Source organism: Mesorhizobium sp. LMG 17147 (assembly GCF_024297145.1).
In the GTDB taxonomy this organism is placed as follows: domain Bacteria; phylum Pseudomonadota; class Alphaproteobacteria; order Rhizobiales; family Rhizobiaceae; genus Mesorhizobium.
This window is the reverse complement of record NZ_JANCTC010000006.1, coordinates 209,308-224,384: the sequence shown is the minus strand read 5'-3', so window position 1 is coordinate 224,384 and position 15,077 is coordinate 209,308. Positions and strand designations below refer to the sequence as shown.

Genomic DNA, 15,077 nt, shown 5'->3' with positions numbered 1-15,077 from the left:
GCTTCTCCCCTCAGAAGCCGTCTACGTCGACGATGGCCTTGGCGAACGCCTCCGGCGCTTCCTGCGGCAGGTCGTGGCCAATGCCGCCCGACACAAGCCGATGCTCGTACTTGCCCGAGAACTTGCCGGCATAGTTGGCCGGATCGGGATGCGGCGCGCCGTTGGCGTCACCTTCCATGGTGATGGTTGGAACGCCGATCACGGGCGCCTTGGCGAGCTTTTCCTCCATCTCGTCATAACGACGTTCGCCGTCGGCAAGGCCGAGCCGCCAGCGGTAATTGTGGATGACGATGTCGACGTGATCGGGATTGCGAAAGGCCGCGGCGCTCCTGGCGAAGGTCGCGTCATCGAAGTTCCAGCGCGGCGACGCGAGTCGCCAGATCAGCTTGGCGAAATCGTCAGTGTTCTTCGCATAGCCCGCGCGGCCCCGATCCGTGGCGAAGTAGAACTGGTACCACCATTGCAACTCGGCCTGCGGCGGAAGCGGCGCCTTGTTGACTGCCTGGCTGCCGATCAGATAGCCACTGACCGAAACCATCGCCTTGCAACGCTGCGGCCAGAGAGCCGCAACCACATTTGCGGTGCGCGCTCCCCAATCATAGCCGCCCAGGATCGCCTTCTCGATACCGAGCGCGTCCATGAAGTCGACGAGATCGACACCGAGCGCGGCTTGCTGCCCGTTGCGAAAAGTAGCGTCCGAACGGAAGCGGGTCGTCCCGTATCCGCGAAGATGCGGGACGAGGACACGGTAGCCAGCGCCGGCAAGAAGAGATGCTACGTCGACATAGCTATGGATGTCGTAGGGCCAGCCGTGCAGCAGAATGACGGCGGGGCCGTCCGCAGGACCTTGTTCCGCATAGCCGACAGAGAGCAGGCCGGCATCGACCTGCTTCAGGGCAGCGAACGCGGCCTTTGGCGATGTAGCTTGCGACATTGCCGGTCGCACCGCCACCAGCTGCGCCATGGCCACGGCTGCGGCTCCGACCGCCAGGAGGCGACGGCGATCGAGGTCGATAAATTCAGGGTTGGTTCCGGTCTGCATTGGTGGCTCCAGTCGAGTCGGGATGAAGGGATTGGCGGCGGTGCGCGTTAGGCCAGAGTGATGGCCACTTTGATGTTGCCGCGCGTAGCTTTCGAATAGGGACAAGTCCGATGCGCGGCATCGACAATCGCCCGCGCTACGTCAGGATCCAGGCCGGGAAGGCTCACATTGAGACGCGCACTGAGGAAGAAGCCGTCCTCGCCGGAATTCAGGTCGACCTCCGCATCGATCGCCGTTTCAGCGGGCAAAACCCCCTGCATCTTGCGCGCGGCGATCGCCATCGCGCCTTCAAAGCAGGCCGACCAGCCAGCCGCGAAAAGCTGTTCCGGATTGGTGCCGTCGCCCCGGCCGCCAGGCGTGGAAAGCCTGATGTCAAGCCTGCCGTCGGAGCTGCGCGAGGAGCCATCGCGGCCACCGGTGGTATGGACCCGGCCGGTGTAGAGCCGCTTCGGTTGTGTGATCATCGTTTGAATCCCTTCCATGAGAACCATTCAATCAACGCAGCGATCTGAAGGCCGCTCGTATTTCGCGTGTGAAGATTTCCGGCTGTTCCCAAGCGGCGAAGTGGCCGCCGTTCGCCGCCTCGTTGAAGTAGATGAGGTTGTGGTAGCAGCGCTCAGCCCAGCCGCGCGGCGCACAATAGATTTCACCGGGGAACACGGTCACGGCGACCGGAAGCGCCTGAATGTCGACCGCGTTGAAGTTGTTGGAATGGTCTTCCCAGTATATCCGCGCGGCCGATGCACCCGTTGCGGTCAACCAATAGAGCGAGATGTCGTCGAGCATCTCGTCCCTTGTCAGCACACGCTCCGGCTGTCCGCCGCTGTCGGTCCACTGAGCAAACTTTTCGTAGATCCACGCGGCAAGCCCAAGTGGTGAATCGACCAGCGAATAGCCAATGGTCTGGGGCCGTGTGACCATCATCGCCGCATAGCCGGAACTGTCCCTGTAAAATTTGTCGAGCGCGTCGAACGCCTTCCCTTCATCGTCGGGAAGGTCTTTCGGCGCTGGCCCGCCGGCCGCCAGAATAGCCGCGATCTCGCTTGGAACCGTACCCGGCATATTGACGTGAATGCCGATAAGCCCCGGCACGTTCTGCAACGCCATTCGATGCGATATCACCGAGCCGCAATCGCCGCCCTGCGAGACATAGCGATCATAGCCCAGCCGCTGCATCAGAAGCGCCCATGCTCTGCCGATGCGATCGGAACCCCACCCCGTCTTGGTCGGCTTTGCGGAGAAGCCGAAGCCGGGGATCGAGGGCACGACGAGGTGAAAGGCGTCCTCAGCATCGCCGCCGAAGGCTGTCGGATCTGTGAGCGGCCCCAGGACTTTGAGAAACTCCAGAATCGAGCCGGGCCAGCCATGCGTCATGATCATCGGCAAGGCGTCGGCATGTGGCGAACGAACATGGATGAAGTGGATCTCGAGCCCGTCGATTTCGGTGACGAACATCGGCAGCCGGTTGAGGTGAGCCTCGATCGTTCGCCAGTCGTAGTCGGTCGTCCAGTATTCGATGAGGTCGCGAAGCCGTTCAAGCTGGACGCCCTGCGACTGATCTGTGACGGTCTCTCTGTCCGGCCAACGCGTCGCCGCCAGGCGCTGACGAAGATCAGCGATGGCTGCTTCCTGAATGTCGACGCGAAAGGGTCTTATAGCTGTGCTTTCAGCCGCAGCGGCCGTGCTTGACGGCAACAGGCCAACGGCGCCGGCAGCCGCAGAGATGGCGAGCAAGTGGCGTCTTGTAAGGGTAGGCGACATCGTGGACATCGATCATTCTCTCGGGACAGGAAGTCTTCTTGCCTTAAGGTAGAGGCGACTGGACCGAGTGGCTGCTATACATAGATATGGATCGCTAGCACTTGTGGGTCGCAGAGCGTCGCCATCCAGCCTCGATCGGCCAATCGCATGTCATGGGACCAGCAGCAGCTTGCCCCTCGTCCCGCGGCTTTCCATGTCGGCATGGGCGGTTGCTGCGTCCGCCATTCCGTATTCGCCACCGATCCGGACACTGAGCCTGCCCTCCATGATCCAGTCGAAAAGCTGCGCCGAATGCGATCGCAGCAGTTCAGGCGTGTGGATGTGGTCGGAACAGACCGCATAACCGATCTAGATGCTTTTCGGTAATTGCATGATGTCGAACGGTCCGGGACCGCCGAGCACGGGCCCGTACCAGCAAAGGTCCCAGAATGGCGGAGCGCGTCGAGCGATCCCTGGAATGTCTTAGGACCCGACGACAACCCCGAGGGAACACCCATGGAGGTCTTCGACGGCTTTCGGACGGCACTGGCCAGCAACCGCGCGCAGTTCTCCCGCGACGTCCCGTCGGGCCCGTTCTACGGCTTCAACCGCGAGGGTGCGACGGTCCATGAGGGCGTGATCTAGAACTGGTGGCGGCAGGGCATGATGGGTAGCGCCAAGGCGCACTACGATGGCATCAAGGCCTTCTCGGAAACCGACCAGACCGATGACCTCAAGGCGATCACCGTGCCGACGCTGGTGCTGCACGGTGAGGACGACCAGATCGTTCCGATCGCCGCCTCGGCTTTGAAGGCGATCAAGCTGCTGCCGAACGGCACACTGAAGACCTATCCTGGTTTTGCGCACGGGATGCTCACAATGAATGCTGATGTGCTGAACGCCGACCTTCTGGAGTTCGTCACCAACTGAAGTGGCTGCGGGCGCGGCTCCCGGCCCCGGCCCACAGTTCAAGTCGACGCTTGAAAACGTGTGCGGTCGACGTGATCTTCGACACGTCAGGGCAAGCCGATTTCAAAGGCTTCAATGATGAAGGTCAGGTGGCGCGGCCTGTTCTATTCGGATTCGATGCCGCGACATGGTATCCGGACCCTCTTCCTCCCGGCTCCGACAGAGGCCAGCGACGCCGTCGCGGTCGATGCCGATGTCGGAAAAAAACTGGCAATCAGCGCTGGAATCGGCGGTCCAGAAATGCGTCGCCGAAAATCCCGATCACGCCCGCGAGCCCATGGGGATGATGAACTACGGTGACAGTGCACTTATTTTGGCGCGCTGGCAGCCGGCTCCTACCGCTGCTTCAAACGCCTTGCCGCAAGCGGTCGGCTCGACGAGATTGACGTAGTAACGCATCACGAAGATTCTGAATCTGCAACATCGTTTCGGTTTTCTCAGGCGAGGTAATTTTCAAATGTCAATTCGCGTTAAGCTGCAAGCTCTGGACGGTGCATACGGGGTGGCTCGGCTGCGTTCTTCCGATCCTATCCCATCGTGGGCTGATGGGGGCGGGTTTGTCAGCATCAGTCGCACCGATGACGAACTTTCGATCGTCTGCCTGGAAGATCGCATGCCGCAGGATGTACGAATGGTGGGCGGTTGGTCCTGCTTCAAATTACAGGGTCCGTTTGCCTTCGACGAGACGGGCATCGTCCTGTCCGTAATCAAACCTCTATCTACCAATGGGGTCGGCATTTTTGTGGTTTCCACCTTCGACGGGGACCACTTGCTTGTGAAATCGAGCGATCTGGAGAAAGCCCGCAATCTGCTGGTGAATGCCGGCCACGTGCTGAATGCAGAGTAGTGCGGCCTGCCAATTGCCGTGACAGTACACTTTTTGCTGTGCGGCATTCGGAGCCCATCCCTTGCGGGGCCCTAAAACGTTTTTCGCTTTCCTGACTGATAGCGCCTTTTCGCCGAAATCGACCGCCCCATTTCGCCTCCACGGTCGGACCTACTGAGATTGCGGGTGGAACGGTGAGGACCACAGCCTGTCCGATCTCGATCCCCGCGTCACGCTGCTCGGCGAGTGCGGCGCCTGCACCGTGCATCTCGACGGCATGATACTTGCCGTGTCCGCGGAGGGAGTTGGGCAGTCCTGACGTTGTCGGTTTCGAAATTTTTCATGGTAGCTACCTCGGAAAGCGGGGACGCCTCCTAAGAGGCAGCCCAGGTGATGTTCAAGGTGATGGTCCGAGCCGGCCGTCCGCGAGCAACTCGCGGGTGCGCTTCAGCGTGGACAGAAGGGCGGCCTTGTAGCCTTTGTCGCTGTCGAACTGCGCCTGCTCGGCCTGCTCCTCCGGTCCGTTCGGCTCCTTCCCGCGCAGGCCGAGATAGCAGTAGAACTTGAGCTGAAGTTCGCCCGCTTCGTCCTCGAACAACTCGTTGATGATCGCGCCTTCGCGCGGACCGGCCGCCTGGAAGAAGGTGACCTTGCTTTCCGGCTCGATCGTGATGATTTCGCGCAGATCAGCACCGGCGATCGTAGCTTCGCGCACGAAGTGGATCGCGCTCTCCTCCACGACGTCGCAACGGGTGCAGAGGCCTGCGGGCAGGAACAGGCGGGCGTCGCGCGCCTTGAGTTCCAGGCCCTGCCATATCTGCGCACGGGTCAGCTTGGTCTCGCCTCGGGGATTCACCGGAACGGTGGCGGTCGAGCAAATCATGATATGTCTTCTGGACAGAACGTCGGTGACGGGGCTCAGCCGGCAATTGCGGCCGCATAGTCGCGATAGGAGCGCAACGGTCGGCCCAGCAGCGCGGTCAGCCGATCGACATCGCCGGCATCGGGGACCATGCCGTCCGTGAGGAAGCGCTCGGCCATCAGGCGCATGTCGAGCGCCATCCAGCTCGGCATGAACTGCCGCAGGTTCTGCTCGAAGCCGGCGGTGTCGTCGCCGGGATACGCGATATGTCGACCGAGGACGTCCGTCCAGATCGCTGCGACGTCCCTGCCAGTCAGCGTGTCGGGGCCGACCAGGTTGATGCGGTCGAACGGCAGCGGCGCGGCGGCCTGCTCGCGGCGGATGAGTTCGATCGCGGCGATCTCGCCCAGGTCCCGCGCGTCGATCATGGCGATGCCCTTGGCTCCGATCGGCATCGGATAGATGCCGTAGCCGATCACCACGTCCTTGATCGTGATGTCGTTGTCCATGAAGTAGGCGGGCCGCAGGATGGTGGCGTTGAGCTCCATCTGTTCGATCATCCGCTCGACGCCGAACTTGCCCGCGAAATGCGGCACATTGACGTAGATGTCGCTGTGGATCACCGACAGATAGACGATCCGCTCGATGCCGGCCTCACGGGCAACGGCCAGCGCTACCAGCGCCTGGGTGTATTCGTCGGCCACCACCGCGTTCAGCAGGAAAAGGGTGGAGACGCCGGAGAACGCCTTGCGCAGGGAATCGACATCGAGCAGGTCGCCCTGCACGACATCTACGCCAGCGGGGAAATTGGCCTTCGAGGGATCGCGAACCAAAGCGCGCACATCGGCGCCACGCTTCACGAGCTGTTCGACTACGTTGCGGCCGACATTGCCGGTCGCGCCGGTAACGAGAATGGTCATGGGATTACTCCTGAGTTGAGCCGGATGGCGTCCCAGAAAATTAGTGATCCACATTTGTGTCGGTAGGCATTATATCTGAACACGCCGTCCCACAGGTGGAACACATGGATCTACTTGCCCTTGCTGATTTCAACCTGGTCGCCCGCCACGGGGGCTTCGGTAAGGCCGCCCGCGCTGCCGGGCGCCCGAAGGCCACCTTGTCCCGACGCGTGGCGGAACTGGAGGCGAGTCTGGATCTACGGCTGTTCGAGCGTGGCGCGCGCGCGCTAAAGCTGACGGAAGAAGGACGCGCGCTTTTCGAGCGCGCGGGCCGGTTGCTTTCCGAGCTCGAAGAGACGACGGCGGCGATCGCCTCAGGCGGCGAAAGGCCGCGCGGCCGGTTGCGGATCAGCGCCCCATTGCTGTTCGCACAGACCGCGATGGGGAAGATCGCCGCCGGCTTCGCCCTGAAATACCCGGAGGTCAGGCTCGAGGTCACGACCGAAGACCGCGTCGTCGACATGATCGAAGAGGGATTTGACCTGGTGATCCGGGTCAATCCGGATCGGGATGAGAGCCTCGTTGGGCGAGCCTTTCTGCGTGATCGGCTGGTGGTCGTGGCAAGTCCTGACCTCGCCCTGCCGGCCGAAGGCCTGGCGACCCCGGCCGTCATGCGTTCGACAGATCGCGGGGCTTGGGAGGTGAAGACGCCCACTGGCCGGTTAACAATCGCGATCGAGCCCGTCCTTGCACTGTCGTCGCTCATCATGGTCCGGGATGCAGTGCGAGCGGGCGTCGGCGCGGGACGCCTTCCAGTGTCGCTAGTGAGCCATGATCTGGCGGACGGAACGCTGGTACTTTGGGGGGATGTCGAGGGACCCGACATCGCCCTGTGGACACTCTATCCCTCTCGGCGGCTGCTGAGCGCGCGCGTCTCCGCATTCCTCGACCATCTGAAACGCGCCTTTCCCATGGGGACACCTGACGAGCTGGCCGCCTATATCGGCAAATGACGCGCAGGAAGCTGGTTAACCCAGCTGAGGCCTTATGCGAGGCACAAGGAAAGCAGTTGCCGTGCTTTCTTGGTGGGTGCGTTATTCGAAATATCTTCCGCGAACGCGACATTTTTTAACGGCAACCGGCTCCGCGAAGTGTGCCATCGTCACCACTGCTGACGGCCGGCTATGTATGGATATTGAGAGCGCCACCGACCGCATTCCCTTCCCTCCTCGTGGACGAAAAGTGTTCGTTCGAATGATGTTTTTTCGTTGCCATAAGCGCAAGGTTTTGGTCAGCCAGCACAGGGCCTCCTCTTAAGCTCGCTGGCCGTCAAGGCCGAGCGGCCTCTAGCTGCCAGTCCCCCCGCAACCAAGCCGCTGCGTCGCCTCGCCAAGGGCGAAGCTCGCAGGCGTGTATATTAGCAACATCTTGACTAGGGCACCGTCCGCTCCAGACTCAAATGTATGGCGCGGGGCATTGGCATCGGTGACGTGGTTGCGATCACGGCCACGGTACGTAGGCGGGTCGCCGACGACCGTATCAGCGTCTCAATCCCCTCCTACAACTTCCCGCATTCGAACGTGGACAGCAAGTCCAAGGTCAAGCGAGGCCAGCAGATAGAGCTTGCCGGCGAGATCACGCGCATAGACGAGGAAGGCGGCAAGGTGACCATCGACATGGGACCGCTGGTGACGGTCGATATTGATAAGGTCAGGCTGGTCGAGAAGTACAGGCCGCCGAAGCGCAAGAAGCCGCTGCGTTACATCGTGGCTTAGCGGAACAGGGGAATTCAGAGATTCCCGGTGTCGATCTAGACTCCGGGAATGGAACGACGTTTGACGATCTTGCCAGCGCGATCAGGGGCCCCGTGCAGACGTTTGGGAGCCGTCCGCGTCTTGGCCATCGATCTCGCCGGGAAGCTTCTAATGGGGCCTTGCCATCGGCGTTGGCACTGGAATGGCGCTGGCCGGTTAGATCGCTAACCCGCAAGATTCCACCCGGGCGCGGATTGCGCCCACGATCGCCAACTTGGCTTTATTCAGCCTTGAGGTTAATCACCCGCATCACGGCGACCGCTGTCCCGTTGTTCGTAGCAGCCTCCTTCGTGCTACCCTTGCCGCAGCTCCATACATCGCCTTCCTTGGCTGTGAACTGCATATCCCCGGCCGTGACCTGCAGCTCGCCTTCAGTGACCGTGCAGACCATATCGTCGGCCATGACATCCCCCAGCGGGCTAGATCCCTTTGGCTGATACACAACGTCTTCCATCGCGATTTTCTTGTACCCCTTGATATGGGAGTCTCGCGTTCCCAGTTCGACGAGCCGAACGCCGGGAAAAATCTCTTTGCCATCAGTCGGACCGTAGGTCTTGGCCGCTGCCGGAGTCGGCAATGCAACCAATAGCGGGATTGACAACGAGGTGGCACCAAGGGCGAAAGCATTACGTCGATTCATCTTCATAACATTATCCTCCCTGAGTTAGTCCGCCCACAACTGGGCGAACCTGATATTTTACGCGCCTGTGCAGCCAAATAGTCAAAACACAATTGAGCAGCCGATGCTCAGTATGGCCACCACGCCAGCTCAAGCGCGACGCCAGCGGAAACGATCAACCGCGAGCCAAGGCGCAATCAATCCAATGTGCCTCGTGGTCATGGCAAGTCCTCACCTCGCCCGGCCGGCGGAGGGTCTGGCGACCCCGGCCGTCATGCGTTCGACCGCCGATCGAGGGCTTGGGGGATCGAGCGATCGTAGGTCGTGCAAGCCTTTCCGCCGCAAATCTCAAACGAGCGTTTTTTGCTTTCGGCGCATGACAGCGCCTTTTCACCGGAATCGACCGCCCTATTTCGCCTCGACAGGTGGGGGGCTGCTTGCTGGACAAGTCCTTGCGGCGAGTACGGCATGTGCTTCGAGGTACCCCACATGAACTTCCACGATCGGCACCTATTGAGGTTGCGGGTGAACGGAGAGGATCACAGCCTTTCCGATCTCGATCCCCGCGTCACGCTGCTCGACCTGCTGCGCGAGCGGCTTCATCTGACCGGAACGAAAAAGGGATGCAATTTCGGCGAGTGCGGCGCCTGCACCGTGCATCTCGACGGGCGGCGTGTGAATGCCTGCATGATACTTGCCGTGTCCTGCGAGGGACGCGAGGTTACCACGATCGAAGGGCTGGCAGACGGCGATGCGCTTCATCCCGTGCAGCAGGCGTTCATCGATCATGATGGTTTTCAGTGCGGATTCTGCACGCCCGGCCAGGTGATGTCAGCGGCGGCGCTGATCGAGGAGGGACATACCGGCTCCGATGCCGAGATCCGCGAATGGATGAGCGGGAATCTGTGCCGCTGCTCGGCCTATCCGCAAATCGTCGAGGCGGTGCGCGCAGCGGCCGGGAGGGCGAGCCAATGACCCCATTCGTCTATGCACGCGCCGACAGCCTGGGTGACACGATCGCAGCCGGTGCCGCGCCGGACAGCGCCTTTCTCGCCGGCGGCACCGAATTGCTCAACTGGCTGCGCCTTGGCATTACGGAGCCGACCCGGATCATCGACATCTCCCGCCTCGACGGGCTGGATCAGGTCGAGGCACTGCCCGGCGGCGGCTTGACGATCGGCGCGCTGATGCATCTCAACGATGTCGCGCTGCATGCGTTGGTCGTGCGCGACTATCCGGTGTTGAGCCAGGCGATCCTCAACGCCGCATCGCCGCAGCTGAGAAACCTGGCAACGATAGGCGGCAATCTTCTGCAGAAGACGCGCTGTGCCTATTTCCGTGCCGAAGAGCAGTTGCCATGCAACAAGCGTCAGCTCGGCTCCGGCTGCTCGGCATTGCATGGCATCAACGACAATCACGCGATATTCGGCTGGACCGAGGATTGCGTCGCCACCCAGCCATCCGACCCGGCCGTGGCGCTGGCAGCACTTGATGCGGTCATCGTCACCGCGCACCGCAGCGGCGGCCGGCGCATTCCGGCAGCGGAATTCCACCTGCTTCCCGACACGCGGCCCGAGGCAGACAATGTGTTGCAACAAGGCGAACTGATCACGGCAATCGAGCTGCCGGCGCCGGCGCCGCGATCGGCCTACCTCAAGGTGCGCGAGCGCGAATCCTACGAATACGCCATCGTCTCTGCCGCCGCTGTGCTGGAGATGGACGGCCAAACCATCCGTCGGGCCGCCCTGGCGCTGGGATCCGTGGCGCTGCGGCCGTGGCGGCTGAGCGCCGCTGAGGAGCAGCTTGCCGGTGCCGAAATCGGCGATCGCGAGGCGTTGAGCACCGCTATCGAGCAATCCTTCGCCCAAGCGCGTCCCTTGTCGCAGAACGCCTACAAGATCGAATTGGCCAAGACCGCCGCTTTGCGGGCGATCGAAAAAGCAGCGAGGATGTCGTCATGATGATCAGCCAGCCTGTCGCCCGCCCTGACGGCGGCGTCAAGGTCACCGGCCGCGCCCGCTATGCGGCCGACTATTTCGCCCCCGACCTGCTCTATGCGGTACTCGTGACCGCGCCCGTTCCGGCCGGCCGCGTGACGTCGATCATGGTCGACGACGCGCTCGCCGAGAAGGGCGTCGTGCGTGTGCTCACGCATGAGGACATGCCCAAATTCGGCCGGTTCGCATCGCCGAGGGCCGAGCCCGATACGCAGATGCAGCAGGCCGAAGGCCCACCGGCAGCGCAGAGCTTCATGCCCATGCAGGGCGACGAGATACGTCACGAGGGTCAGCCGCTTGCCATTGTGCTGGGCGAGACGCTGGAGGCGGCGGAGGCCGGTGCCCGCCACGTCGCATTGCGCTTCGAGTTCGCCGAGCCGGAATTGCCGGCACCGCCGGAGTGGACCGCCATCGACAAGGCTGCGGTCGTGCCGAGGGAGAGCGGCTTCCTGTTCCTGGAGCCGACATTTACCAAGGGCGACGTCGACCGCGGGCTTAGCGACGCAGCCGCCATGGTCGAAGCCGTCTACCTGCAGCCGTCGCGCCACCACAACGCCATGGAGCCCTCGGCGACGCTCGCTGAGTGGAACGACGGAGAGCTGACGCTGCACGACGCCACGCAGCACGTCTATGGTGTCCGCCAGGTGCTTGCCGCCCGTTTGAATGTCCCCGCCGGAAAGGTCCGCGTGATTTCCCGCCATACCGGCGGCGGCTTCGGCGGCAAGGGTTGGATCTGGCCGCATCAGGTGCTGGCCGCCGCCGCGGCGCGCATCATGCAGCGCCCGGTCAGGCTGGCGCTCAGCCGCGCCAATGCCTATTCCTGCCTCGGCTACCAGCCGCGCATGGCACAGAAGATCGTGCTGGCTGCGGACAGGTCGGGCAAGCTGACCGCCGTGCAACAGGACGTGGTCAACCTGACCACCGTGAGCGACGATTTCGTCGAGTTCGCCACCGAAGCCTCGAAGGGTCTCTACGCCACGCCGGCCATGCGTCTCAGCCAGCGCGTCGAGCGCGCGAACGTCGCCATGCCGACGGCGCTGCGCGCGCCGGTCGAGGGTCCCGGCACCTGGGCCCTCGAAAGCGCGATAGACGAGCTCGCCCACCGCCTCGGCATCGATCCGCTCGACCTGCGTCTGATCAACCATGCGGACACGGATCCGGCCACCGGCCAGCCCTGGTCATCGAAGAAGCTGCGCGAGGCTTATGAGGAAGGCGCCCGGCTGTTCGGCTGGCGCGAGCGCCCGCGCAAGCCGCAACGCGATGGCGATTGGCTGATCGGCTACGGCATGGCAACCTGCAGCATGGGCTGTTTCCGCCACCCGACGCCTGCAGCCGAGGTCAGGCTGCACAGAGACGGCAGGGTGCTCATCCGCACCGGCACCCAGGACATAGGGACCGGAACACTCACCATCTTTCCGCAGATCGCGGCCGACGTGCTGGGCCTGCCGATGGAGAAGATCGAGTTGGAAATGGGCGATACAGAACTGCCGGAGGCGGGACCGACCTATGGCTCGTCATCGACCATGGGGGTGGGCGCGGCGGTGCTCGCCGCCGCCGAAGATGCCCGTTCGCAGCTTGCCCGTCTTGCCAATCTGCTGCCCGACGAGGTGGAAATGCACGACGGCCATATTCGCCGCAGAGGCGCTGCCGGCGGTCAGACGATCGCCGACGTTATGAGCCATACCGACATCGGCGAGATCATTGGCTCCGGCTCGTTCGATCCGGCGCAGCATGGCAACGGCCTCGCCATGCGCACTTTCGGCGCGATCTTCATGGAGGTCGGCGTCGATCCGGGGCTCGGCCTGCTCAGGCTTCGTCGCGCCGTCGGCAGCTACAGCGCCGGCCGCATCGTCAATCCCCGCACCGCACGCAGCCAGATGACGGGCGGCATCATCTGGGGCTGGGGCATGGCGGCGATGGAGCAGAGCCGGCACGAACCAGTGCTTGGGCGGTTCCTGTCGAAGAACCTTTCCGGGGTCGCCATTCCGGTCAACGCCGACATTCCCGGCGACATCATAATCCACTTCGTCGACGAGGTGGACGAGCATGCCAGCCCGATCGGCGGCAAGGGCATCGGCGAGCTCGGCGCCACAGGCGTTGCCGCTGCGGTGGCCAATGCCGTCTTCGACGCCACAGGCAAGCGGATCCGGGAGTTGCCGATCACCCCGGAAAAACTGCTGTAGAAGGACCGGCCCGCGGAAGCGTCTGCTCGACGAGGTTGACGTAATAGCGCATCACCGTCGGCACGATCTCGTCGTTGAAAACGTAGCGGTCGCCGTGCAGGCCTTCGCCCGGGCCGACCTCGCCGGCACCGATCCACGCATAGCAGCCGCCGGCGTCGCGGATCATGAAAGCGAAATCCTCGCAGCCGAGACTGGGGCTGAACTCGGTCAACACATTCTCCCGGCCGACGACGGATGCCGCCGCCTCGACGGCGTGGGCCGTCGCGTCCGCCGTGTTGATCAGCGGCGGATAGCCCTTCCGGTAGTCGAGCCTGGCGTTGAGCGAATGTGCGGCGGCAATGCCTTTTGCGATCTCGCCGATCAGCCTCTCGCAACGGTCGGAAAGGCCGGGCTCGAAGAAGCGGCAGGTGCCTTGCAGCCAGACCTTGCCCGGCACGATGTTGCCGACATTACCGCCATGGATCTGCGTGAGGCTGACGACAAGCGCGCTTTGCGGGTCGACCGAGCGGCTGACGATGCGCTGGACGGCTTGCACGAAGGCGCCGGCGGCCAGGATTGGGTCGTCGCCGAGCTGCGGCATCGCGGCATGCGCGCCAAGACCCTCGAAGGTCAGTTCGAAATTATCCACGGCCGCCATTTGGGCACCAGCGCGGGTGGCGATCGTCCCCAGCCTGACGCCCGGCCAGTTGTGGACCGCATAGACCGCCTCGACCGGAAAGCGCTTGAACAGGCCGTCCTCGATCATGCGCATGCTGCCGCCCTCGTTTTCCTCGGCCGGCTGAAAGATGAAAGTGACGGTGCCGTCGAAGGTGCGCGATTGACTGAGCAGTTTGGCGGCGCCGAGCAGCATGGCGGTGTGGCCGTCATGGCCGCAGGCGTGCATTACTCCTTCTTTCCTGGAGGCATAGGCCAAGCCGGTTTTCTCCAGCACCGGAAGCGCGTCGAGCTCGGCGCGAAGGCCGATGGCGCGTGCGCCGCCACCGCTGCGCAGGACACCGACGACGCCGGTGCCGCCGATCCCTTCATGCACCTCGTCGACGCCGAAGGAGCGCAGCTTCTCTGCAACGAAACGCGCCGTTTCGTATTCATTGAATCCGAGCTCCGGATTGGCATGGATATGGTGCCGCCAGCCTATGACCTCTGGTGTCAGCGCGGCGATGGGGTCATTATGCAGCATGATGCCTCCTTTCACGCCGGCAAGGCGGCGCGGTTTGATCCTGCCAGCCATAGAAGGCCCGACGAAAAGCGTCTTGAACCGGATTGACCATGACAAAGACAAACGAAGCGGCAGAGACCGGGAAATACTGGCGCCATCCGTGCTTCCCCGACCTGGGCCTGTTCGAGGCGCGCTTCACCCAGCACCGCTACGACCTGCACACGCACCCGACCTATGTAATCGCCCTGATCACCGCCGGCTGCGAGCGCATTCGCATCGGCCGTCAACGCGTTCTCGCTCCGGCGGGCGCCATTGCCGTCGTCAATCCTGAAGAGTGGCATGACGGCGAACGCGGGGCGGATGAAGGCTGGGCCTACCGGACATTTTATCCTTCGGTGCCGATGATGACCGCGCTTACCCGCGAACTCGGCCGCGACGGCGCTCCGGTGTTTTCGCGCGCGACGATTGAAGACAGCAGTCTCGCCGCAGCATTGACGGCAGCGCACCACGGCTCGACATCCCCGGACACAATGACGGCCGAGACGTCCCTGCTCGTGGCGCTTAGACAACTGATCGTTCGGCATGGCGACTCGAGCGGACAGGCCGAAGAGATCGAAAGCTCCGGATCGCAGCGAAGATTTTCGCTCTACCGCGATCTTGTCGAAAGCGAGCTTGGCTCGCAGCTCGGCCTCAAGCGGCTTGCCGGCGCGGCTGGCGTGACCCGGTTCCAGGTCATCCGCGACTTCAACAAGGCAATTGGCCTGACGCCGGCGGCCTATATCCGCGACCGGCGATTGCGCCGGGCGAGCGCGCTGATCGAACAGGGATTTGGCCTCGCCGACGCCGCTATTACGGCGGGTTTCGCCGACCAGAGCCATTTTTCCCGTACATTCCGGGCCATGCATGGCATGACGCCGGGCATGTTCAGAAGAGCGGGATAAGGCGCTCCTGAACAGACAAGCTTGCGCCT

The 15,077-nt window shown here is 63.0% G+C and carries 15 protein-coding genes and 2 pseudogenes; 9 read left to right on the top strand and 8 right to left on the bottom strand.

Going from position 1 to position 15,077, the window contains the following annotated elements:
• Positions 1–10: 10 nt before the first annotated feature.
• The 4 genes and pseudogenes from NMG46_RS14230 to NMG46_RS29900 all read right to left on the bottom strand — a co-directional run.
• Positions 11–1,042: an alpha/beta fold hydrolase gene (locus NMG46_RS14230; protein ID WP_254818277.1), complete on the bottom strand. Its 1,032-nt coding sequence runs from the start codon at positions 1,040–1,042 to the stop codon at positions 11–13.
• Between the two features lie 47 nt (positions 1,043–1,089).
• Positions 1,090–1,506 (bottom strand): organic hydroperoxide resistance protein, encoded by a 417-nt coding sequence (locus tag NMG46_RS14225; RefSeq protein ID WP_254818276.1) that lies wholly within the window; start codon positions 1,504–1,506, stop codon positions 1,090–1,092.
• A gap of 31 nt (positions 1,507–1,537) precedes the next feature.
• Positions 1,538–2,812: an epoxide hydrolase family protein gene (locus tag NMG46_RS14220; RefSeq protein WP_254818275.1), complete on the bottom strand. Its 1,275-nt coding sequence runs from the start codon at positions 2,810–2,812 to the stop codon at positions 1,538–1,540.
• Positions 2,813–2,953: 141 nt separating this feature from the next.
• Positions 2,954–3,276: pseudogene (locus tag NMG46_RS29900) on the bottom strand (zinc-binding dehydrogenase); the annotation flags it as partial.
• 4 nt (positions 3,277–3,280) lie between these two features.
• Here NMG46_RS29900 and NMG46_RS14210 point away from each other — a divergent pair.
• From NMG46_RS14210 to NMG46_RS14200, 3 genes and pseudogenes are all read left to right on the top strand, one after another.
• Positions 3,281–3,712: pseudogene (locus NMG46_RS14210) on the top strand (alpha/beta fold hydrolase); the annotation flags it as partial.
• Between the two features lie 232 nt (positions 3,713–3,944).
• On the top strand, positions 3,945–4,142 hold the full coding sequence (locus NMG46_RS14205; protein ID WP_254818273.1) for a hypothetical protein: 198 nt from the start codon (positions 3,945–3,947) through the stop codon (positions 4,140–4,142).
• 66 nt (positions 4,143–4,208) lie between these two features.
• A complete protein-coding gene (locus NMG46_RS14200) occupies positions 4,209–4,598 on the top strand; it encodes an ACT domain-containing protein (protein WP_254818272.1) in 390 nt (129 codons plus the stop codon).
• A 376-nt stretch (positions 4,599–4,974) separates the two neighbouring features.
• On the opposite strand, the gene NMG46_RS14195 is transcribed toward NMG46_RS14200, so the two are convergent.
• Positions 4,975–5,460: an SRPBCC family protein gene (locus NMG46_RS14195; RefSeq protein ID WP_254818271.1), complete on the bottom strand. Its 486-nt coding sequence runs from the start codon at positions 5,458–5,460 to the stop codon at positions 4,975–4,977.
• Between the two features lie 35 nt (positions 5,461–5,495).
• Positions 5,496–6,359, bottom strand: a complete 864-nt coding sequence (locus tag NMG46_RS14190; protein ID WP_254818270.1) for an SDR family oxidoreductase — start codon at positions 6,357–6,359, stop codon at positions 5,496–5,498.
• 104 nt (positions 6,360–6,463) lie between these two features.
• Between NMG46_RS14190 and NMG46_RS14185 the strand changes: the two genes are divergently transcribed.
• Positions 6,464–7,351: a LysR family transcriptional regulator gene (locus NMG46_RS14185; protein ID WP_254818269.1), complete on the top strand. Its 888-nt coding sequence runs from the start codon at positions 6,464–6,466 to the stop codon at positions 7,349–7,351.
• A gap of 450 nt (positions 7,352–7,801) precedes the next feature.
• Positions 7,802–8,113 carry a hypothetical protein gene (locus tag NMG46_RS14180; protein ID WP_254818268.1) on the top strand — a complete coding sequence of 104 codons (312 nt, stop codon included), beginning with the start codon at positions 7,802–7,804 and terminating at the stop codon, positions 8,111–8,113.
• A gap of 259 nt (positions 8,114–8,372) precedes the next feature.
• Here the strand turns inward: NMG46_RS14180 and NMG46_RS14175 are convergent, their stop codons facing one another.
• Positions 8,373–8,798, bottom strand: coding sequence for a hypothetical protein (locus NMG46_RS14175; RefSeq protein ID WP_254818267.1), 426 nt, complete (start codon positions 8,796–8,798; stop codon positions 8,373–8,375).
• Positions 8,799–9,260: 462 nt separating this feature from the next.
• Between NMG46_RS14175 and NMG46_RS14170 the strand changes: the two genes are divergently transcribed.
• From NMG46_RS14170 to NMG46_RS14160, 3 genes are read left to right on the top strand one after another with little or no spacing between them, the layout of a single operon-like run.
• A complete protein-coding gene (locus NMG46_RS14170; RefSeq protein ID WP_254818266.1) occupies positions 9,261–9,746 on the top strand; it encodes a (2Fe-2S)-binding protein in 486 nt (161 codons plus the stop codon).
• Complete coding sequence (locus NMG46_RS14165) at positions 9,743–10,732, top strand: xanthine dehydrogenase family protein subunit M (RefSeq protein WP_254818265.1); 990 nt, start codon at positions 9,743–9,745, stop codon at positions 10,730–10,732. The genes NMG46_RS14170 and NMG46_RS14165 overlap by 4 nt, the downstream gene beginning before the upstream one ends.
• Positions 10,729–12,951, top strand: coding sequence for a xanthine dehydrogenase family protein molybdopterin-binding subunit (locus tag NMG46_RS14160; RefSeq protein ID WP_254818264.1), 2,223 nt, complete (start codon positions 10,729–10,731; stop codon positions 12,949–12,951). The genes NMG46_RS14165 and NMG46_RS14160 overlap by 4 nt, the downstream gene beginning before the upstream one ends.
• Here the strand turns inward: NMG46_RS14160 and NMG46_RS14155 are convergent.
• Positions 12,929–14,128, bottom strand: coding sequence for an amidohydrolase (locus NMG46_RS14155; protein WP_254818263.1), 1,200 nt, complete (start codon positions 14,126–14,128; stop codon positions 12,929–12,931). The two genes, NMG46_RS14160 and NMG46_RS14155, sit on opposite strands and share 23 nt — an antisense overlap.
• Before the next feature lie 89 nt (positions 14,129–14,217).
• Between NMG46_RS14155 and NMG46_RS14150 the strand changes: the two genes are divergently transcribed.
• The gene (locus NMG46_RS14150) at positions 14,218–15,048 is read left to right on the top strand and encodes an AraC family transcriptional regulator (protein ID WP_254818262.1); all 831 of its coding nucleotides are present in this window, start codon (positions 14,218–14,220) and stop codon (positions 15,046–15,048) included.
• Positions 15,049–15,077 lie beyond the last annotated feature (29 nt).